This window comes from Gracilibacillus salitolerans (assembly GCF_009650095.1).
GTDB classification, from domain to species: domain Bacteria; phylum Bacillota; class Bacilli; order Bacillales; family Amphibacillaceae; genus Gracilibacillus; species Gracilibacillus salitolerans.
In genome coordinates, this window is the sequence record NZ_CP045915.1 from 1,169,698 (window position 1) to 1,190,047 (window position 20,350).

Consider the following 20,350-nt stretch of genomic DNA (forward strand, 5'->3'; position numbering starts at 1 on the left):
AACAGGAGGTTTTATCGTATGGAAAGACACATTCGACGTGCAGCTGTAATCGGTTCGGGCGTTATGGGAGCAAGTATCGCAGCCCACTTAGCAAACGTGGGGATCCCTTGTCTCTTGCTCGATATTGTCCCTGGTCAATTGACAGAAGATGAGAAAAGAAAAGGACTGAAACTAGATAGTAAGGAAGTCCGTAATCGTTTAGCTGTAAATGCAATAAAGAGACTTAAGAAAACAAAGCCAGCCCCGCTGTATGATGAGGATTTGGCGTCATTTATAACTCCTGGCAATATTGAGGATGATCTGGGGCGAATAAAGGAAGTGGATTGGGTTGTTGAAGTGATTGTTGAAAAGCTTGACATTAAGAAGCAGCTTTTTAAGCGCGTTGAAAAAGTATGGGAGAAGGGAACCATTGTCAGCTCGAACACGTCAGGCATTTCCATCAATGCAATGGTTGATGGGCTTAGTGAGGAATTTAAAAAGCATTTTCTTGGCACACATTTTTTTAATCCGCCTCGCTATATGAAGCTATTAGAAATTATTCCAGGCAAGCAAACACTACCGGAAATCGTAGATGTGATGAATCGATTTTGTGAGAAAAAGCTCGGCAAAGGGGTCGTGATTGCGAAGGATACCCCGAATTTTATCGCTAATCGGATCGGAGCATACAGTATGCACGTCACACTAAACGAAATGCTTGATAAAGGTTATACAGTCGAGGAAATTGATGCTTGTACCGGCCCGGCAATCGGACGTCCGAAAAGTGCGACATTTCGAACATTGGACTTAGTGGGACTCGATACGTTTGTACACATTGCTAATAATATGTACGAAAAAGTAACCGATGAAGCGGAGAAACAGGTATTTAAGGTTCCGGAGATTTTACGGAAGCTGGTCGAAAAAGGCTGGATTGGTGAGAAGGCGGGGCAGGGCTTTTATAAAAAGGTGAAGAACGAAAAGGGGAAGAAGATTTTCTCCCTTAACGTTCAGACGATGGAATACGAGCCGCAAATGAAAGCAGTTGGTGCATCTTTGGAAGCTGCCAAAATGGCAAAAGGAACAAAGCAAAAGCTAAAATCGCTTCTAAGTTTGCAGGATCGCTACTCGGAATTAGCTTGGAATACGCTAAAGAAAGTACTCATTTATTCAGCGGAAAAAGTCGGAGAAATTGCGGAGTCGATCGTTGAAATTGATGAAGCAATGAAATGGGGCTTTAATTGGGAGCTTGGTCCATTTGAAACGTGGGATGCGATTGGATTGGAAACATCAGTAAAGCGGATGGAAGCAGAAGGATCGAGCGTTCCTCAATGGGTGAAAGATTGGATTGAAGCCGGGAACAAATCTTTTTACAAGAAGCAAGAAGGTACGACGTTTTTCGTTTCAGACGGTGCCTACAAACAACTAGAGCCAAAGCCTGAAGTGATTTCACTACGTACGCTTAAAGAGCAAAAGAAGGTTGTAAAAGCTAACAGCGGAGCCAGCCTGATTGATCTTGGTGATGGAATCGCATGTCTTGAATTTCATTCCCCTAACAATGCGATCGGTGCGGATATTTTAATGATGATTGAGCAAAGCATGGAAGAAGTCCGTAGCAATTACGATGGGCTTGTCATCGCCAATCAAGGACGGAATTTCTGTGTCGGTGCCAACTTAATGATGCTCTTAATGGAAGCGCAGGATGAAGAGTGGGATGAAGTAGAGCATATTATCCGCATGTTCCAGAATACAATGTATCACTTAAAGCAGTTTGAAAAGCCTGTCATTGCAGCTCCGCATCGGATGACTTTAGGTGGTGGTGTTGAGGTTTGTCTGCCGGCCGATCAGGTTGTCGCCTCAGCAGAAACATACTACGGATTGGTCGAAGTTGGTGTTGGGTTAATTCCAGCAGGCGGAGGGTGTAAGGAACTCATCTGTCGTCTTAGCAACTCCGTTACGAATCCGGAGGCTGATATACAACCATATGTCAACAAAATTTTTGAAACGATCGGCATGGCAAAGGTATCGACAAGTGCTCTAGATGCGAAAAAACTTGGCTATTTGCTTAATAAGGATACCGTTGTTGTCCATCAGGATCACCTTATTTATGAAGCAAAGCAAGCTGCACTGCGGTTGGTTCAGCAGGAGTATGCGCCAAAGCCAAAGGAGGACATTCGCGTCGTCGGAAGCGAAGGGAAGGCGCTGTTGAAGCTAGGTGCTTATCAAATGAAGTTGGCGGGTTATATCAGTGATCATGACCAATTAATTGCCAATAAACTGGCTCACGTATTAGCTGGTGGAGATGTTCCTGCGGGGACACGAGTGAGTGAACAATACATGCTCGATCTCGAACGGGAAGCCTTCTTAAGTTTGTGCGGTGAGCCGAAAACTCAACAACGCATGCAGTACATGTTAAGCAAAGGGAAACCATTACGTAACTAAATTAGAAATGAGGTGAACTTTGTGAGAGAAGCAGTGATTGTATCGATTGCACGCACACCGGTGGGAAAGGCAAAGAAAGGCGGATTTGCACAAACACGCATAGAGGACCTAGGAAGTACGGTTTTAAATGCAGTCATGGAGCGGGCTCACGGATTAAAGAAAGAGGATGTGGAGGATATCATTATAGGCTGTGCCATGCCTGAAGGGGAGCAGGGTTTAAATGTTGCAAGAATTATCTCCCTTTATGCTGGTTTTCCGGCTGCCACTCCAGCTATTACGATTAATCGTTTTTGCTCATCCGGCTTGCAGTCGATTGCGTTTGCCGCAGAGCGTGTCATGCTTGGTCATGCAGATGTTGTCATCGGCGGAGGAGTAGAAAGTATGAGTCATGTCCCGATGTCGGGGTTTAAGATGTCACCGCATCCGCAAATCGTCGAGGAAATGCCGGAAATCTATATGGGGATGGGTTTTACGGCTGAGGAAGTGGCAGAACGATTTGATGTTTCACGAGAGGATCAAGATCGCTTTGCCGCAGCGAGCCACCAGAAAGCAGCAGCAGCAGTCCGGGCAGGGAAGTTTAAGGAAGAAATTGTCCCAGTGCAAACAGTACTTAAAGGAGTAGATGAGAACGGCAATCGCTGGGAAGAACCAAGCGTTGTCGACACGGACGAAGGGGTTCGTCCGGATACAAGTGTTGACGTACTGTCAGGTCTAAAGCCAGCATTCAAGCAGGGAGGGACCGTAACTGCCGGAAACTCATCGCAAATGAGCGATGGTGCAGCAGCGTGCGTTGTGATGAGTAAAGAGAAGGCGGAAGCACTTGGCCTAAAACCATTAGCTACTTTTAAATCCTTTGCAGTTGCTGGCGTTGAGCCTGAAATTATGGGTATTGGTCCGATCAAGGCGATTCCAAAAGCTCTCGACATGGCAGAGGTTAGTCAGGATGACATCAAGCTTTTTGAAATAAATGAAGCATTTGCAGCACAATGCCTGCCAGTCATTCGCGAACTGAATATCGATGAGGAGAAAGTAAACGTGAATGGAGGAGCGATTGCACTGGGCCACCCTCTTGGATGTACAGGAGCCAAGTTAACCTCAACATTACTTTATGAGCTGATACGCCGAGGCGGCGGGTACGGAGTCGTTTCCATGTGTATCGGCGGTGGCATGGGTGCAGCTAGCGTGTTTGAAGTACATCCGGGATAAAATGATGCGTGAAACTCGCTGAATCGCCATGCTGCATACGTAACCAGCACCACGATAGAAAGGGGAACGCAATGATGGATGAAAAAATAGTTGGTGGAAGCTTTATTATTGACGATGTCGATTATGACTCGGTTGTTACACCTGATGATTTTACACAAGAGCAGCGAATGATTGCCGAAACAACAAAGGATTTTATTGAAGGAGAGATTCTGCCACAGGATGAAGCGATTGAAAGCTTAAATTATGATCTTACGGTAAAGCTCTTGCAAAAGGCTGGAGAATTGGGTCTTCTTAGTGCAGATGTGCCAGAGCAATATGAAGGTCTTGGACTAGATAAAGTAAGCTCGACTTTAATCAGTGAACGCTTCTCTAAGGCATCGTCTTTTGGTCTATCCGTTGGTGCACATGTCGGTATTGGTACCTTGCCGATCGTTTACTTTGGAACAGAAGAGCAAAAGAAAAAATACCTGCCTCCATTAGCTAGTGGTCGGAAAATTGCTGCCTATTGCCTGACAGAACCATCTTCTGGTTCAGATGCGCTTGGTGCGAAAACAACCGCCACGTTATCTGAGGATGGTACGCACTATATTTTAAATGGAACGAAGCAGTTTATTACGAATGCAGCCTTTGCTGATATTTTCATTGTTTATGCGAAAGTAAATGGAACGGATTTTAGTACATTTATTATTGAGAGAACGATGGAAGGAGTCAGTATTGGACCAGAAGAAAAGAAAATGGGTATCAAAGGCTCCTCAACGTGTCCACTTATTTTGGAAGATGTGAAGGTTCCTGCAGAGAATCTGTTGTGGGAGGTTGGAAAAGGTCATCTTATTGCCTTTAACATTTTGAACATCGGAAGATTTAAGCTTGCAGCTGGTTGTCTCGGTGCATCAAAGGATACGATTGAACTGGCTTCGGCCTATGCGAATGAAAGAGTTCAATTTAAGCAGCCCATCTCATCCTTTGCTCTCATTCGAAAAAAATTAGCAGAAATGAATATTAGAGCGTATGTTCTTGACAGTATGGTCTATCGGACAGCTGGATTAATAGATTCGAGTATGAAAGATATTGATCTCAACAGTTCTGATGCAGGGGTGGCGTCGGCCAAAGCGATTGCTGAGTATGCATTAGAATGCTCGATCAATAAAGTATTTGGCTCTGAGACGTTAGATTTTCTTGCAGATGAGGGAGTTCAAATTCATGGTGGCTATGGGTTTATAAATGAATACAAAATTGAGCGCCTCTATCGTGACTCGAGAATCAATCGAATTTTTGAAGGAACGAATGAAATCAACCGTTTGCTCATACCAGGCACGCTTATTAAGCGAGCAATGAAGGGCGATCTCCCTCTGATGCAGAAAGCACAAAAGTTGCAAGAAGAGCTGTTTACATTTATTCCACAACGGACGTTTGAAGGTCTCTTGGAGCAAGAACAGTACATGATTAAAATGACGAAGAAAATGTTCCTCATGATTGGAGGAATAGCCGTACAAAAATACCAGCAAGAGCTTGAAACAGAACAAGAAATCCTAAGCAACTTAGCTGACATCATGATCCAAGTGTATGCAGCTGAAAGTGCGTTTCTTAGAACGAAGAAGCTGATCGCTAAGCAAGGCGAAGAAAAAGCGGCTAATGCGATCGCGATGACGCAAGTATTTGTTCACGAGTCCTTTGAAACAATCGAATCTCTCGCGAAGGATTCATTAGCTGCGATGGAGTCCGGTGATATGCTCAAGGCTCAGCTATCCGTATTAAAAAAGCTGGCTCGCCGAACGCCAGTCAATACGGTTGTACTGAAAAGACAAATTGCAGAGCGTGTCATTTCAGCTGAGAAATATGTCGTTTAACAACTGAATGCCACAGCCAAAAAGGAGAGTTGGATATGTCTGAGAAAGTATGGTTAGAGTATTACCCCGAAGAAGTCGCACCGTCATACGAATATCCAAAGCAAAATTTGGCTCAATTCATGATAGACACAGCAAAAAAACACCCTCAACATACAGCGCTGTTTTTCTTTGGGAAAAAGATCACATATGAGCAGTTATTAAAGGAAACATACCGGCTTGCCAATGTCTTAAAAGGGTTAGGGATTAAGAAGGGCGATCGGGTAGCAATTATGCTCCCGAATTGTCCTCAATCAGTCATCTCTTACTACGGAGCATTAATGATTGGTGCGATTGTCGTTCAAACAAATCCGCTTTATGTGGAAAGGGAGTTGGAGCATCAGCTGAATGATTCTGGAGCGAGTGTCCTTATCGCCTTGGATCATTTATTTAAGCGTGTCAAAAACGTATTGCCGAAAATAGAAGTAAGACATACGATTTTCACCTCAATGAAGGACTACTTGCCATTTCCGAAAAATATACTGTATCCGATAAAGGCCAAAAAAGATGGTTTATCAATGGAGGTCATCTACGATCAGCATACGCATTCGTTTAAGAAACTTCTATCTATAGAATCAGCTAAGCCGATTAACGTCAAAATGGATGCGGAAGAAGATTTGGCTCTGCTTCAGTACACAGGTGGTACAACTGGCGTTTCCAAAGGTGTCATGCTTACCCACTATAATCTTGTCGCCAATACTTTGCAGACGAGAGCTTGGGTATATCGAAGTGAGGAGACGAAAGAACGATACTTGGCGACGCTCCCATTTTTTCATGTGTTTGGAATGACCACGCTCATGAACCTTTCCATGCAATTAGGAGGTACGCTCCTTCTTCTCCCTAAGTTTGATGTAGACATGACGTTGAAGCTAATTGACAAAATGAAGCCGACTACATTTCCTGGAGCGCCAACGATGTATATGGCAATAATCAATCATGCAAAAATAAAAAACTATGATTTATCGTCCATTAATATATGTATTAGTGGTGCGGCCCCGCTACCCGGCGAAGTCCAGGAAACGTTCGAGAAGATAACCGGGGGTAAGCTGATTGAAGGCTATGGTTTAACCGAAGCTTCTCCTGTAACCCATGCGAATAATATATGGGAAAAACGAAAACTCGGCTCGATTGGAATTCCTTTTCCAGATACTCTCGCAAAAGTTGTCGATCCGGATACTGGTGAAGAACTTGAAAACGGTGAAGTGGGTGAGCTGATCATTCAAGGACCACAAGTTATGAAAGGCTACTGGAAACGACCGGAGGAAACGAGTAACGCCTTAAAGGACGGATGGCTTTATACAGGTGATATGGCGAAAATAGATGATGACGGCTTCTTTTACATCATCGATCGTAAAAAAGACCTCATCATTGCCGGCGGATTTAATATTTACCCTCGAGAAATTGAGGAAGTCTTGTTTGAACATCCAGCAATAATGGATGCAGCTGCCGTGGGAGTTTCTGATGAATACCGAGGTGAAACGGTGAAGGCGTACATTGTTTTAAAAGAAGGTGCTTCAACAGACGAAAAGGATCTTGAGGAGTTTTGTCGAGAAAGGCTTGCCGCATACAAAATACCGCGAATATACGAATTCCGTGAAAGCCTCCCCAAATCATTAATAGGAAAAACCTTGCGCCGATTGCTAGTTGAAGAAGAGAAAGAAAAATAAAGTCTAATTAGGAATATGCTGTTTCTTAAATACTTAAACAGCATACAAGTCCTAAAAAGGTGTAAGCGGATACAATAAAGGGTGTGACATTTTATAGTAGTTATTTGAAAGAGGGCAGGCACCAATTTTTGGGTGCCTTTCGTAACAAAAAAACAAATAAGAACCAAAACTAGAAAGCAAACAAGTCAAAATGGTACTTAAAACCAATTTAAGTACCAAAAATGAAACTCTAGATCATAAATTTGGTAGTTAGAAAGGAAATAAAAAGAGTTGTCTATAAAAAGTATATGGAAATAAAGTATCAGGTAGTGTTCCCAACATGCCTGATTTTTTGTTTATCGTTCATATAGAACTAAGAGTACCTGTACATAGAACATAATTAGTGAAATATTTTAAATAAAGTAATACACTATTTAAGTGGTAATAGAATAAAAGTTTAATAGGTTCCTATCAAAATCCAATGCAGAAGGAGATAGAAAATTGAATACACTAACAAAGACTAAACGATTACAATTAGCTATTCTATTAGGATCACTATCCATACTTGGTCCTTTCACAATAGATATGTATTTGCCTTCATTTCCAACTATTGTAGCAGAATTTCAAACAAATGCTTCATTAGTACAAATTAGCTTAACAACTTGCTTATTAGGGCTAGGTATGGGGCAGTTAATCATTGGGCCGATGAGTGATGTGCAAGGTCGTCGTAAACCATTACTTATTTTTCTCGGCTTATATTTAATATCTTCATTAGCATGTGCTGTGGCACCTAATATTTATGTTTTGATTGTTTCTCGTTTCATACAGGGCTTTGCAGCTGCAGGTGGACTCGTCATTTCAAGAGCTATAGTTAGAGATCTCTATAGTGGAAGAGAATTAACGAAATTCTTTGCTACGTTGATGTTGGTCGGAAATCTTGGTCCAATTATTGCACCGGTAATGGGTGGAGCTATTCTCTCCTTCGCAAATTGGAATGTGGTTTTCGTTGTCTTAGCGGGTGTTAGTTTAGTTTTAACTTTAACAGTTTCATTAAAACTTGAGGAAACATTACCAACAGAAAAGCGAATACCAAGCAATTTTAAGCAAGTTGTCGGTAATTTTGGCTCCTTATTAAAGGACAGGGAATTTACTGGTTATGCTTTTGCACAAGGTTTTACTATTGCAGGAATCTTTGCTTATGTATCCGGTATCCCTTTTGTTTATCAAAATATCTATGGCGTTTCGCCTCAAGTATTTAGTTTATTATTTGGTGTGAATGGTTTTGGATTAATTATTGGTACCCAAATTGTTGGTCGAGTATCGATTGTTTCGGAGAAAACTTTTTTGAAGATAGGTTTAGCTATTTCTAATTCGGCTGCTATTTTATTGCTTATAGCTCTTCTGTTAAAAGCACCATTAGTAGCTGTTGCTGTTCCTATTTTCTTTCTCGTAACTTCCATCAGTATTATTGCAACATCTTCTTTTTCTTTGGCTATCGAAACAAAGGGGCATATTGCAGGAAGTGCATCTGCATTACTAGGAGTATTACCATTTTTACTCGGTTCTTTAGCCGCTCCCCTTGCAGGAATAGGAGGGGAACATACAGCCATTCCAATGGGGATTGTTATCTTTTTTGGTAGCTTTTTAGCTTTTTTATCCTATTTTGTATTAGCTCGAAAAGCTCCAATTAAAGTAGACGATGCAAAACGAGTTGTGAATAATAATTAGAGTGTATGAAATAGACACACACCTTTTTAATCGAAACATTATTCGAATAGAGAGGTGTTGTTTTGTCTTTTGTTCAGGGTTTTATGGAAAATTATTTAAAAGTAAGTACCAAAATGGAGTCTGAGCTCATAAATTTGGTAATTAAAAAATGAATAAGTACCAAAATTTAAATTTAACAAGCTGAATTGTAACTAGTTGTATCGAGCTCGATACGTTAGAGATAAAGCCCTTCTTGATTGTTTACCGGTCTTTCCAGCGATGCATGGACACCCGGAAACAGTTTTACATCATTCTACTACCGCGTGCACCCAGTAAAAAACTTTTTAGTGAAGGATCGCTTGTTATAATATTGTGTAGTAAGTCACTCATCGGTCTAGAATTGTCTATTTTGTCTTTTAAGAGTTTTTCTCCTGTGATCTTTTTGGAGTTGCTTTATGTTGTGTCTTGTTTAAAGAGATCTTCGAGTGATACACACTCTGTATCCTTTGATTATAATTTTAATATGGAAATAAGTGGAAAATAAAAAAGAGACGACCAACTATTATTAAACGCAGGGAACGTTATTAGAGATTCATTAAAAATGAAAAATTTGAATATTATAAAAAAATTTGAAGTTTATATTTTATGTTTTATAATTAAAACAGACAAACCGAACTTTGAAGATCCATTAAATGAAAACGCTTTAAATAAGGGGGGATTATCGTTATTAATTTATAGATTGTTAGATAAATTCATTGCAAAGGAAGTGGGAGCTTTAATTTTGTAATTTAAGGAACTTTGTTCAAATTCATCGAAAACAACATTGTCAAGTATGACCCAAAATTAAACGGGGAATGGGAGGAATGAACCAATAACTTTGGATGATATGATCCACTTAAATAATAAAGTGAGTATGAATAATTTTGTTTGTGAATTGAATGACAAATGATCTGGTGAACAAGTTTTAGAAAAGGTGGGTGAAATTCTTTTAAAAAGTGAAGTAGACAGCTCACTAAATAGAGGTGATACCATTGGCCCGTTTTCGACTAGGATATTTTCATAAGAGAACAAGTTTTAAAATGAAATTGATTATTAGTTTATCCGCTGTTATTTTAATTGTATTTTGTCTCTCTGGCTATATTTCTTACCGTATTTATCTTAATATTTTTGAAAAAGAAATAAGCCAACAGTTTTCTATGACAAATGAACAGGCACTAGCTAGGTTGGAGCTTCGAATCAAAAATATTTATAGAATATCAAACTACATCGGATCTAATTCTAATGTTGAAGAAATCCTCAAGAAATCATCCATTGAGTATCCAGGTAGCAATTTTGAAAAGTACCTGGATTGGAGGGAATTGGATGAACTATTAAGTCAAGTTAAATTTGATGTCCCTCAGCTTAGCGCATTATATTTATATGATTTAAAGGGTAACAGTTTTTACACTAAAGAAAGCGCTTTTATTGATGGTCTTAGCCATGAGGATTATCTAGAATTAACAAAAAGCTTGAAAGGAACAAACGGAGAGATTATATGGAAAAAAATGGATTTAACAAGTTCCGTTGAAAATAGTCGATTTAGGAATGTCATTGTGGCTTCTAGGTTGATGAAGACCTCGAAATTAGAAACTTATGGCTCCATGATTATGATCTTTGATGAAGCTGTATTCTCCAAATTGCTGAATTCAGTAACTGAAATGGAATCTGGACGATTTTATTTACTTGACCAGAGAAACCAATTACTTTACACGAATGAGTCCAACGTTGAACATGTTGATCCATCATTTTTACTTACGTTGGATAAAGCAGATATACATATGATGGAGGAGATTCCTTATTTATTTACCAAAAGTAAATCCGATGATACCTCCTTTTCACTAGTAAGTCGTATTTCTCTTCAAAATATTAAAGAGAAGAGCCAGATCATTTTTAAGATTTCTCTTTATTCAGGGATTTTCACCATTATTTTGGCAGTGATACTAATTACTATCACTAGTTTACAATTTTTACGACCTCTAAAATCACTTGTGCGGGGAATGCAGCAGCTTCGAAAAGGGAATTTTGACACTAGTATTGAAATTCAAACCAATGATGAAATGTCGTATATCGGACAGAGTTTTAATTCCATGGCTGACAATATTAATTCATTAATTAAAGAGGTTTATGAGAGACAACTAAATGAAAAAAAAGCAGAGTTGAAAGCTTTACAAGCGCAGTTAAATCCTCACTTTTTGTATAATACCCTGGATACGATTTATTGGAACGTATATTTGAAGGATGACATGGAGTCAGCAGAACTTGTTGTATCTTTATCAGAAATGCTTCGATATGTTTTGGAGCCTGTGAATGAACTGGTAACACTAGAAGATGAGATTCACAATATGAAAAATTACATTAATATCCAAGAACATCGTTTTAAGGAGGACTTGAATACAACCATATATATAGAGGACAGTGTGAAGTCCTGTCTATTAATTCGATTATTACTTCAACCTTTGGTGGAAAATATATTTGTGCATGCATTTCGTGATAAAGAAACAAATATGCTTATTGATATACATGCGTATCGTCAGTCAAATCAGTTAATTATCGAGATAACTGATAATGGTTGTGGAATGGATTCGGACATGAAGGAACGATTAATAGAAGGGAGCATGAATTCTAATAAAAATAACCATCGACAAAGAATCGGAGTAGAAAATGTTATTAGTCGTATGGATATGGTTTATGGTGAACCCTATGGGTTAGATATATCTAGCGAGTGTGGAATCGGAACAACGATGAAACTAATTTTACCTTATCAGATACCGACAAATGCTAGGAAGGAGGTCTTAAATGAAAGTGTGTGATGTCTTAATTGTGGATGATGAAATCAAGACTAGGCAAGGATTAACCAAATTAATAGAAATGAATGCACCGAACTGGAGTGTAGTTGAAACAGCCAGAAACGGATATGATGCTATTGAAAAAATGAAGGAGTTAAATCCTGAATTAGTACTGACAGATATTCGGATGCCAAATATGGACGGGATAGACCTAGCCAAAGAACTTTATCAGGAATTTCCGGATACAAAAGTCGTTATGTTGACAGGCTACAAAGATTTGAAATACGCGCAAGCAGCAATTAGGCACGGAGTGTTGGACTTCTTGTTAAAGCCTTGTCCAGAAAAAGAATTACTTAAAGTTCTTGATAAAACCTACCGAACTATAATGGAAGAAATGAAGGAACGAGAAGAACACTTAATGGAAAAACAATTAATTGATGAAAATACGATTCGTTCGCTGATGCTGCGATTGCCTTATGATCATACGAGATTAGAAAAAATAAAAAAGGATTACCTACAAAAAGAAGTTTTACTATTCAAAGTAACAACGTACTTCCCCAAGACAAAGTCCTATCGTTCTAAAGATCTGAGTTTATTGCAATTATCCGTATCGAGTGTTACAGAAGAACTGCTTGAAAAATTTGACCTGAGCGGCATATTGTTACCTGTATTACATGATATTTATGCTATTTTTATAGATTCACATACGCCCATTTCTAGTTTTGTACAGACCTTAAGTAAGACAATTAATGAAGTGCTCGGAATTACAGTTGAAACTCATCAATCAGGTCTTATTGAAGATTTAGTTCAGATACCAATTCATTTAGAAAATTTTATAGCTAAGCGAAATCACATGAACAGAGTCACTATTTCAAGTGAAGAAATGACGGATACCAATCTAAAGATTCACACTTTGAATCAAAATAAAATTAGAATTGTCCATGATGAAATTATGTCGAAAATGATGCTTGGTCAAGTCAACGAAGTGAAGAGCTATATAAATAACTACATTACAGATTTGAAAACCTTATCCATGGAAGATGCAAAAGTGGAAGTCTTAATCCTGGTTCTATCGTTTTATGAAATAATTCAAAAGGAATTAACAGAGAATAACCCAGAGGTAGGTGTAGGTATTCAAATCAGTCAGTTTCACTTATTGGACGAAATAGATGAAGTAGTAGACTGGGCCAGAAAACATGAAGAGCTATTTTATAAAGAACTAAATACTTGGTTTAAAAGTAAAAATGAAAATATTGTTGCAAAATCGATACGTTATATTGAAGACCATTATATGGAGAGCTGTAACCTGAAAGAAGTAGCAAACTTTGTACATTTGAGCCCAAATTATTTTAGTAATTTATTTAAAAAAGAAAAGTCAGAAAGCTTTGTCAACTATGTTACAAAGTTCAGAATCGATAAAGCTAAATTATTACTAAGCAATACAGAAATGAAAATCTTCGAAATTGCTGAATCTGTAGGGTATGATGATTCCAATTATTTTACCACTGTTTTTAAACGGTTAACAAAAATGTCACCTAGAGAATATCGCAATCAAGGAAGTAAGAAAATTATTTAATTCATTACCTTATACCTTTTAGAAACCACGTCTGCCAGTAAAGAGATGTCAAATGTTCTTATCAATGCCAAGCACTGATAGTATGTGTTTGCTGTTGAAGAGCTTAATAAAATGGATTGATTATAGAAGTGTATGACCAAGCCGCTACCTGAGAAAAGGGTAGTTTTTTTCTTTAAAGAAAGAAAGTAAATTTCTCTAGTTTTACAGTTGATTATTCAAGGAAACAAAAAATGTAACCGTGTACAATGAATTTAAAGATATAACAAGTTTCAAGGACTAGGAGAGTGGTACTTATGAAAGTTTAGGGAAATTGAGTATTTAAAGAAAACAGTTAGGGAGAGAGGTGTGAAAATAGAAACCATGCAAACTGAAAATTTACAAACACAAGAAAAGTCGATGAATGAGGAAATGATAAGAAAAAATTCTATAAAGTTAAAAAGAAAAAAGCGATTTAAACAAAATATTCCTTTACTACTGATCTTTTTCCCTGTCATTATTTTCTATTTAACATTTAAGTATGCCCCTATTATGGGAAATATTATTGCTTTCAAAGAATACAACTTCTTTGACGGAATATTCGGTAGCCCCTGGGTAGGATTTCATAATTTTGAACTATTATTTACTCAGACCCAGACACTAAATATCATCCGAAACACATTAATGCTAAGTGTTTTGCAATTGGTTTTTGGTTTTCCGGCTCCAATCATTCTTGCCATTTTGTTAAATGAAGTGAGAAAAATGTTTTTCAAGCGAACTATACAAACGATTGTTTACTTGCCTCACTTTTTTAATTGGGTAATTATCGGAGGTATTGTTCTAACCCTATTTTCTATGGAGTCGGGGTTTATAAACCATTGGATCGAGAGATGGACAGGAGAACCCTATCCGTTTTTATACAAGCCCTTGTCATGGATAGGGGTGTTTATTAGCTCAGGTATATGGAAGGAAATGGGGTTTGGGACGATTATTTACTTAGCAGTTATTGGCATGATAAATCCGAGTCTGTATGAATCTGCAAGCATAGATGGGGCCAATAAATTTAGACAAATCTGGCATATTACTCTTCCACAAATGCGTCCTACTATTATTATATTGTTTATTCTCGCGACAGGGAATGTTATGGAGGTTGGTTTTGATCAGGTTTATATGCTTCAAAATCCAGTTGTTTCCAATGTTGCAGAAGTTATAAGCACTTATATATATCGTGTAGGTTTGTTGGGTGCACAGTTTAGCTTGAGTGCGGCAATGGGTTTATTTGAAGCTCTTGTAGGTCTAGTGTTGGTGTTATCTGCCAATTGGATTGCCCGTAAATTTGATCAGGGATTGTTTTAGGAGGAATTTAAGATGAAACCAACTCTAGGTGATAAGATTTTTTACGTGATTAATTATATAGCTTTGTCGATTATCTCACTGACCTGTTTATTTCCTATTGTTCATATGGCTGCCTTATCTTTAAGTGATTCACATTCGATAATGTCAGGGCATGTTTCCATTTGGCCGAAAGGATGGACAATTGAAGCTTACATCACTTTATTTCAAGGTACCCAAATTTTAGGTGCATTTAAAAACAGTGTGATCATTACGGTTGTTGGTGTGGGATTGAGTATGCTTTTCACTATTATGGCCGCCTATCCTCTGTCACGAAAGTATTTCTATGCAAGAAAAACATTCACTTTGCTTATGGTGTTCACCATGTTGTTCGGAGCAGGAATGATACCGTCTTACTTAGTAGTGAAGAGTTTGGGATTAGTCGATACTTATTTTGCCATCTGGTTTCCCGGTTTAATCAGCACATATAATATGCTGGTTATGAAAAGTTTTTTTGAAAATCTGCCGGAAGAATTAGAAGAAGCGGCACGAATCGATGGATGTGGTGAAATTAGATTGTTAATAAATATTATCCTACCACTTTCAGTACCAATGATTGCTACATTATCCTTATTTTACGGTGTGGGGTATTGGAATATGTTTATGAATGTTTTGATTTATATCAATGAAACCGATAAGTACAACTTGTCTGTACTTGTACAACAGATGGTTCAAAGTCAATCGGTTATGCAGGAATTAAATGAAGTTATGTCGGAGGATATACAAAACATCACACCAGAATCTGTTAAAGCAGCAGGGGTAATGGTGATGGTCATACCTATGCTATTAGTCTATCCTTTCCTTCAAAAATATTTTGTTAAAGGCGTATTAATTGGCTCTATTAAAGGATAGACACATATTAGTAGTGTAATAAAATCTTTTATTAAAAATAAAATTAAAACATTCTATTTTGTAAACGTCTAGGGCGTAGAATTATAATTGTTCACCCAAGTTTTTACTTTATAACTTTTTAAAATACAAAATCTTTCTTAGGGGGAATGATAGATTTTAATGTAAATGTAATATAGCTAATTAGAAGGTGGTTTTTTCAACTATTTAATCTAGGAGGGGAAAAATATGCGAATAGAACGTAAATGGTTCGTTATGGTAATAGTACTTTGTTTGGCATTAGGTGCACTCTTAGCTGGCTGCACATCGAAAGAAAGCTCTGAAACTGTAGAAAATGAGACCGAAAGTAATGAGAGCAATGAAAATAGTCAGAATAGTGAAAAACCCCAAATCACATCTTCGATTTATGATCGTGGGAGTGTTCCCGCTGCGGAAGGTTCCATAGAAGATAATCGATGGACGAAATGGATTAAACAAAATGGACCAGTTAATGTAAAGTATCAACCGATACCACGTTGGGAATCGACCGAAAAGTTCAATACTTTATTTGCCTCCGGTCAGGCACCAGACCTCTTATTTGAATATAGTGCAGGACCTAAAGATACTTGGTATCAACAAAAGCAATTAATGCCTTTGGGAGAAATAATTGAAGAACATAGCACCGACTATAAGCAGATGCTTGAAGACTATCCAGCATTGAGAAAAGCAGGAACATTAAGTGATGGTAAACTATATTTCTTAGGCAGATTGAATGAAATTACACCGATACGTGCCATGTTTGTTCGTAAAGACTGGCTGGATAAGCTAAACCTTGAGGTTCCCGAAACAACAGAAGAATTATACCAAGTTGCCAAGGCTTTCACTGAACAGGACCCAGATGGCAATGGGGAGGATGATACGTACGGAATAGCTATTAGTCATCAATCTGCCCGTACCATAGATCAGGTTTTTCAAAACATGGGATTTGTTATGAGAAACGACCAAATTGTACGAGCTTGGGACAGTGCAGTTGAAGCAACAAAGTTTAGAAAGCGCTTATATCAAGAAGGGATAGTGGATCGGGATTATCTGAATGATAATAACGGTGAAAAGGCTAGAAAAGATTTTGTAACTGGTAAGTTGGGTATATATCCACTCCTCTTAAAATGGGACCAGTTTGCAAAAAATGAACTCAAATCATTAAAACAAAATGTACCTGAAGCTGAAATTATCCCAATTGCTTATCCAGAAAGTCCAGCAGGATCGTTTAATCCAACCTACCAAAATCCGGTACAAATGACTGCTGCGGTGTCCAGAGGGGCGAAAAATCCAGAAGCTGTTATCAAATTTGTAGATTTTCTAGTGAAGCCTTCAACAGCCAACATGTTGAATTTTGGTGAGGAAGGCGTACACCATGAACTTGATGGAAATGGATGTCCTAAGATTATGGATGGTGAACATAACGAAGAAGTGGGATATATGACAGATGCCACCATGTTATCCTCATCTAGTTTTGTGACGGAGGGCAAGTGTGGTTATGAGACTATGTTTAATCCAGAGATTCCTAATGAAAAGGAAGGGCTCGAGTTATATGAAATGAGTAGAGAAGTGTACTTTGATTTGAGCCGTCCATATTCGGAAATCACGCATTCGGAGCATATGCCTCAATTACCTAAGGAACTGGATATCACTCTAGGTCAAACAGGGGCATCAATCGATGAATTGTGGGTAAAAGCTATTGTCAGTGGTTCTGATTATACGGTAGAACAAGCACTGAAAGATGCGAAGAAAATATGGCAAAACGGTAGAGGACCAGATGCTGAGCAATGGTGGAGCGATTGGTATGCTGAAAACAAAGATTCTGCATTCTTGGCTAAGGATATCTATGGCATTGTAGAGCAGCAACAGGCTCAGAAGTAAATGTGTATTTAAAAAGTTTCATACTTTATAGATAGAGATAGTTTCTATGCAATATGAAACTTTTACTATTGATACATTCTGTTAAAGATGGGTTAAACGAGGTGACACACTTGAAAACGATATTTATTTTAATGGATTCACTTAATCGCCATTATCTTAATGCTTATGAATATTCTTGGGTAAACACACCCAATATTGACCGTTTAGCTGCTAAAGGAGTTGTGTTTGATAATCACTACAGCGGTTCACTACCTTGTGTGCCCGCGCGCCGTGAAATCATGACAGGGCGCCTTAATTTCCTCGAATCACAATGGTGTCCCTTACAGCCGTTCGATGAAACGTATCCCGAGGAACTCCGTCGTCAGTCTAATGTCTACAGTCATTTGATCACTGATCATTATCATTACTTTGAAAAAAAAGGCTGGGGTTACCATACTCCTTTTAACACCTGGGAATTTTTACGCGGACAAGAAGGTGATAACTGGCATCCTAGAGTGAAGGATCCATATACTCCGAAATTTAGAGGGAAAAACAGACGGCAGGATTGGGTGAATCGCAGTATTATGAATTCTGAGCAGGATGAAGATTATCCTACACCGCAATGCTTTAAGCAAGCAATAAATTTTATCGAAAGTAATCATAAGGAGGATAACTGGCACCTTCATTTAGAGGTGTTTGATCCTCACGAGCCGTTCATGTGCCCGACGAGGTACCGAGAACTTTATAATGATTCATGGGCAGATCCGTACCATTTCGATTGGCCGTCATATGCACCGGTGGATTCGGACCTGGAAGGAAAGGAGGCTATTGAGCATATTCGTAAATGTTATGCTGGTACGCTGACGATGACTGATGCATGGCTCGGTAAATTTTTAGACAAAATGGATGAATTAGACATGTGGCATGATACAGCCGTGATTTTAACAACTGATCATGGGTATCTGCTCGGTGATTATGGATACTGGGCGAAAAACTATATGTTCGATTATCAAAAGCTAGTAAATATTCCGATGATTGCATACATACCTGATTCTCCAATGAACGGTAATCGAGTGAGTGGCTTAACTTCAACAATGGATTTGATGCCGACCTTGCTCCATTTACATGGGGCAAAACCTTCTGAGCATGTGCACGGAAAATCTTTCACCCATCTGTTTGAACGTGATGAATCACACCACGATGCAGTTCTGTATGGTTATTTTGGTAAAGATATTAATCTAGCAGATGGTCGATTTTCTTATTGTAGAAAACCAGTTCCTGAAAGCATTGCCTACCATTACACGGCTATTCCGGTTGTAGGAGGTAACAAGCTACAAGATTATGAAGAATGTGAGGTAGATCGATTCCTTCCACAAACAAAGATGCCAGTGTTCCGCATTGCTAATAAATCACATCAGCATCATAATGCTACAAAAGAGCATTTATTATACAACATTGTGGATGATACAGAACAGGCTGTTCCTATTCATGATTCCAAGCTACACCAACAATATGAAAAAAAGTTGCAAGAGATGTTGAAGCGATATCAGGCACCAGATTGGCAATATGCGCGTGTAGGATTAAGCAGCGGAGAATCTAAATGATAAGTAGAGCTCAAGAGGTTTGTGGTATTTTTAACTAAGATTAGTTTCATTTGGTTTCCAAAAGGTCCCTATATAAGCTGTTAATATCGGTGTGACCTTCGTAGGTTGAGAATACAGACAAACAGTGATTTTTTATTCAATGAGGAGAAGCAAATAATTTATTTTTAAAAAAAGAGTCGAAAGGTATTTATATTGGAAAGGGAGTATGAAAAAATGCATCAAGTACGAATTGGAATTATTGGTGTCGGAAGTATGGGTAACTCGCATGCTAAATACTTACAGGCAAATGAGATAAAAGATGCGAGCTTAACTGCTGTTTTAGACAATAGTGAAGAAAAGGTGAAATGGTTAAAAGAGAATTTAAAAGAAAGTGTTAAAGTATTTTCAGATGAAGATGCCTTCTTTGAATCTGGGTTAGTTGATGCAGTTATCATTGCTACTCCACACTATGATCACGCTAGTCTAGCAATAAAAGCATTTGAATATGGTCTTCATGTTTTATCAGAAAAACCGGCCGGAGTTTATACTAAACAGGTACGAGAAATGAACGAAGCAGCAGAAAAAAGCGGTAAAGTTTTTTCCATTATGTACAATCAACGGACTAATCCACTCTATCAAAAGGTGCGTGACCTTATTCAAGCTGGAGAACTAGGAGAAATACGTAGAATTAATTGGCTTATTACAAATTGGTATCGCTCTCAAAGTTATTACGATTCCGGTGGATGGCGCGCAACGTGGTCTGGTGAAGGTGGCGGAGTCTTAATCAACCAGTGTCCACATCAGCTTGATTTATGGCAATGGATGACCGGGATGATGCCAACAAGGATGCGAGCGTTTTGTAATTTTGGTAAGTATCGTGATATTGAAGTCGAGGATGATGTGACTGCATACGCAGAATATGAAAACGGTGCAACAGGAGTATTTATAACGACGACAGGGGAGGCACCAGGTACAAATAGACTGGAAATTACTGGTGATCAAGGGAAAGTCGTGATAGAAAATGGCGAATTAGATTTTTGGAGACTACGTGTTTCAGAACCTCAATTTAATCGGGAATATAAGGGCGGATTTGGAGCACCAGAATGCTGGAAGGTAGATGTGCCAATAAGTGGTGCAGAAACAGCACATCGAGGTATCACGCAAAATTTCGTTCATGCAATTTTAGAAGGAGCATCCTTAATAGCTCATGGTGAAGAAGGTATTAAAGGTTTAATGCTTTCCAATGCGATGCACTTGTCCACTTGGACAGACGATTGGGTAGAGTTTCCTTTAGATGAAAATCTTTATTATGAGCTATTACAGGAAAAGATAGCTTCATCCACAAGTGACAAATGTACGAAAAGTATTCCTTTAAATGTCGAAGGAACTCATTAGTTTAATAGGTGAAATAGAT

At 38.5% G+C, this 20,350-nt stretch carries 12 protein-coding genes; all 12 read left to right on the forward strand.

Annotation, left to right across the window (positions count from 1 at the left end):
- Nucleotides 1–18: 18 nt before the first annotated feature.
- Nucleotides 19–2,415 (forward strand): 3-hydroxyacyl-CoA dehydrogenase/enoyl-CoA hydratase family protein, encoded by a 2,397-nt coding sequence (locus GI584_RS05720; RefSeq protein WP_153790567.1) that lies wholly within the window; start codon nucleotides 19–21, stop codon nucleotides 2,413–2,415.
- Nucleotides 2,416–2,436: 21 nt separating this feature from the next.
- Entirely contained in the window at nucleotides 2,437–3,621 is a 1,185-nt protein-coding gene (locus GI584_RS05725; RefSeq protein ID WP_153790568.1) for an acetyl-CoA C-acyltransferase, read from the forward strand.
- Nucleotides 3,622–3,695: 74 nt separating this feature from the next.
- A complete protein-coding gene (locus GI584_RS05730) occupies nucleotides 3,696–5,468 on the forward strand; it encodes an acyl-CoA dehydrogenase FadE (RefSeq protein ID WP_153790569.1) in 1,773 nt (590 codons plus the stop codon).
- Between the two features lie 35 nt (nucleotides 5,469–5,503).
- Nucleotides 5,504–7,171 carry a long-chain-fatty-acid--CoA ligase gene (locus GI584_RS05735; RefSeq protein ID WP_194842129.1) on the forward strand — a complete coding sequence of 556 codons (1,668 nt, stop codon included), beginning with the start codon at nucleotides 5,504–5,506 and terminating at the stop codon, nucleotides 7,169–7,171.
- A 480-nt stretch (nucleotides 7,172–7,651) separates the two neighbouring features.
- A complete protein-coding gene (locus tag GI584_RS05740; RefSeq protein WP_153790571.1) occupies nucleotides 7,652–8,878 on the forward strand; it encodes a multidrug effflux MFS transporter in 1,227 nt (408 codons plus the stop codon).
- 1,058 nt (nucleotides 8,879–9,936) lie between these two features.
- Nucleotides 9,937–11,706 (forward strand): sensor histidine kinase, encoded by a 1,770-nt coding sequence (locus tag GI584_RS05750; RefSeq protein ID WP_153790573.1) that lies wholly within the window; start codon nucleotides 9,937–9,939, stop codon nucleotides 11,704–11,706.
- Nucleotides 11,693–13,258, forward strand: coding sequence for a response regulator transcription factor (locus GI584_RS05755; protein WP_153790574.1), 1,566 nt, complete (start codon nucleotides 11,693–11,695; stop codon nucleotides 13,256–13,258). Before GI584_RS05750 ends, GI584_RS05755 begins: the two co-directional genes overlap by 14 nt.
- Before the next feature lie 396 nt (nucleotides 13,259–13,654).
- Nucleotides 13,655–14,590 (forward strand): ABC transporter permease, encoded by a 936-nt coding sequence (locus GI584_RS05760; RefSeq protein WP_153792927.1) that lies wholly within the window; start codon nucleotides 13,655–13,657, stop codon nucleotides 14,588–14,590.
- 12 nt (nucleotides 14,591–14,602) lie between these two features.
- Entirely contained in the window at nucleotides 14,603–15,478 is an 876-nt protein-coding gene (locus GI584_RS05765; RefSeq protein ID WP_153790575.1) for a carbohydrate ABC transporter permease, read from the forward strand.
- Nucleotides 15,479–15,703: 225 nt separating this feature from the next.
- Nucleotides 15,704–17,374 carry an extracellular solute-binding protein gene (locus GI584_RS05770; protein WP_153790576.1) on the forward strand — a complete coding sequence of 557 codons (1,671 nt, stop codon included), beginning with the start codon at nucleotides 15,704–15,706 and terminating at the stop codon, nucleotides 17,372–17,374.
- Between the two features lie 110 nt (nucleotides 17,375–17,484).
- Entirely contained in the window at nucleotides 17,485–18,957 is a 1,473-nt protein-coding gene (locus GI584_RS05775) for a sulfatase (RefSeq protein WP_153792928.1), read from the forward strand.
- Between the two features lie 213 nt (nucleotides 18,958–19,170).
- Nucleotides 19,171–20,331: a Gfo/Idh/MocA family protein gene (locus GI584_RS05780; protein WP_153790577.1), complete on the forward strand. Its 1,161-nt coding sequence runs from the start codon at nucleotides 19,171–19,173 to the stop codon at nucleotides 20,329–20,331.
- Nucleotides 20,332–20,350: the final 19 nt, after the last annotated feature.

Excerpts from the sequence above, each read along its gene's own strand:
- GI584_RS05750 (WP_153790573.1), top strand. The coding sequence starts at position 9,937 with ATGAAATTGATTATTAGTTTATCCGCTGTTATTTTAATTGTATTTTGT.
- GI584_RS05780 (WP_153790577.1), top strand. The coding sequence starts at position 19,171 with ATGCATCAAGTACGAATTGGAATTATTGGTGTCGGAAGTATGGGTAAC.
- GI584_RS05720 (WP_153790567.1), top strand. The coding sequence starts at position 19 with ATGGAAAGACACATTCGACGTGCAGCTGTAATCGGTTCGGGCGTTATG.
- GI584_RS05755 (WP_153790574.1), top strand. The coding sequence starts at position 11,693 with ATGAAAGTGTGTGATGTCTTAATTGTGGATGATGAAATCAAGACTAGG.
- GI584_RS05765 (WP_153790575.1), top strand. The coding sequence starts at position 14,603 with ATGAAACCAACTCTAGGTGATAAGATTTTTTACGTGATTAATTATATA.
- GI584_RS05760 (WP_153792927.1), top strand. The coding sequence starts at position 13,655 with ATGAATGAGGAAATGATAAGAAAAAATTCTATAAAGTTAAAAAGAAAA.
- GI584_RS05770 (WP_153790576.1), top strand. The coding sequence starts at position 15,704 with ATGCGAATAGAACGTAAATGGTTCGTTATGGTAATAGTACTTTGTTTG.
- GI584_RS05735 (WP_194842129.1), top strand. The coding sequence starts at position 5,504 with ATGTCTGAGAAAGTATGGTTAGAGTATTACCCCGAAGAAGTCGCACCG.
- GI584_RS05730 (WP_153790569.1), top strand. The coding sequence starts at position 3,696 with ATGGATGAAAAAATAGTTGGTGGAAGCTTTATTATTGACGATGTCGAT.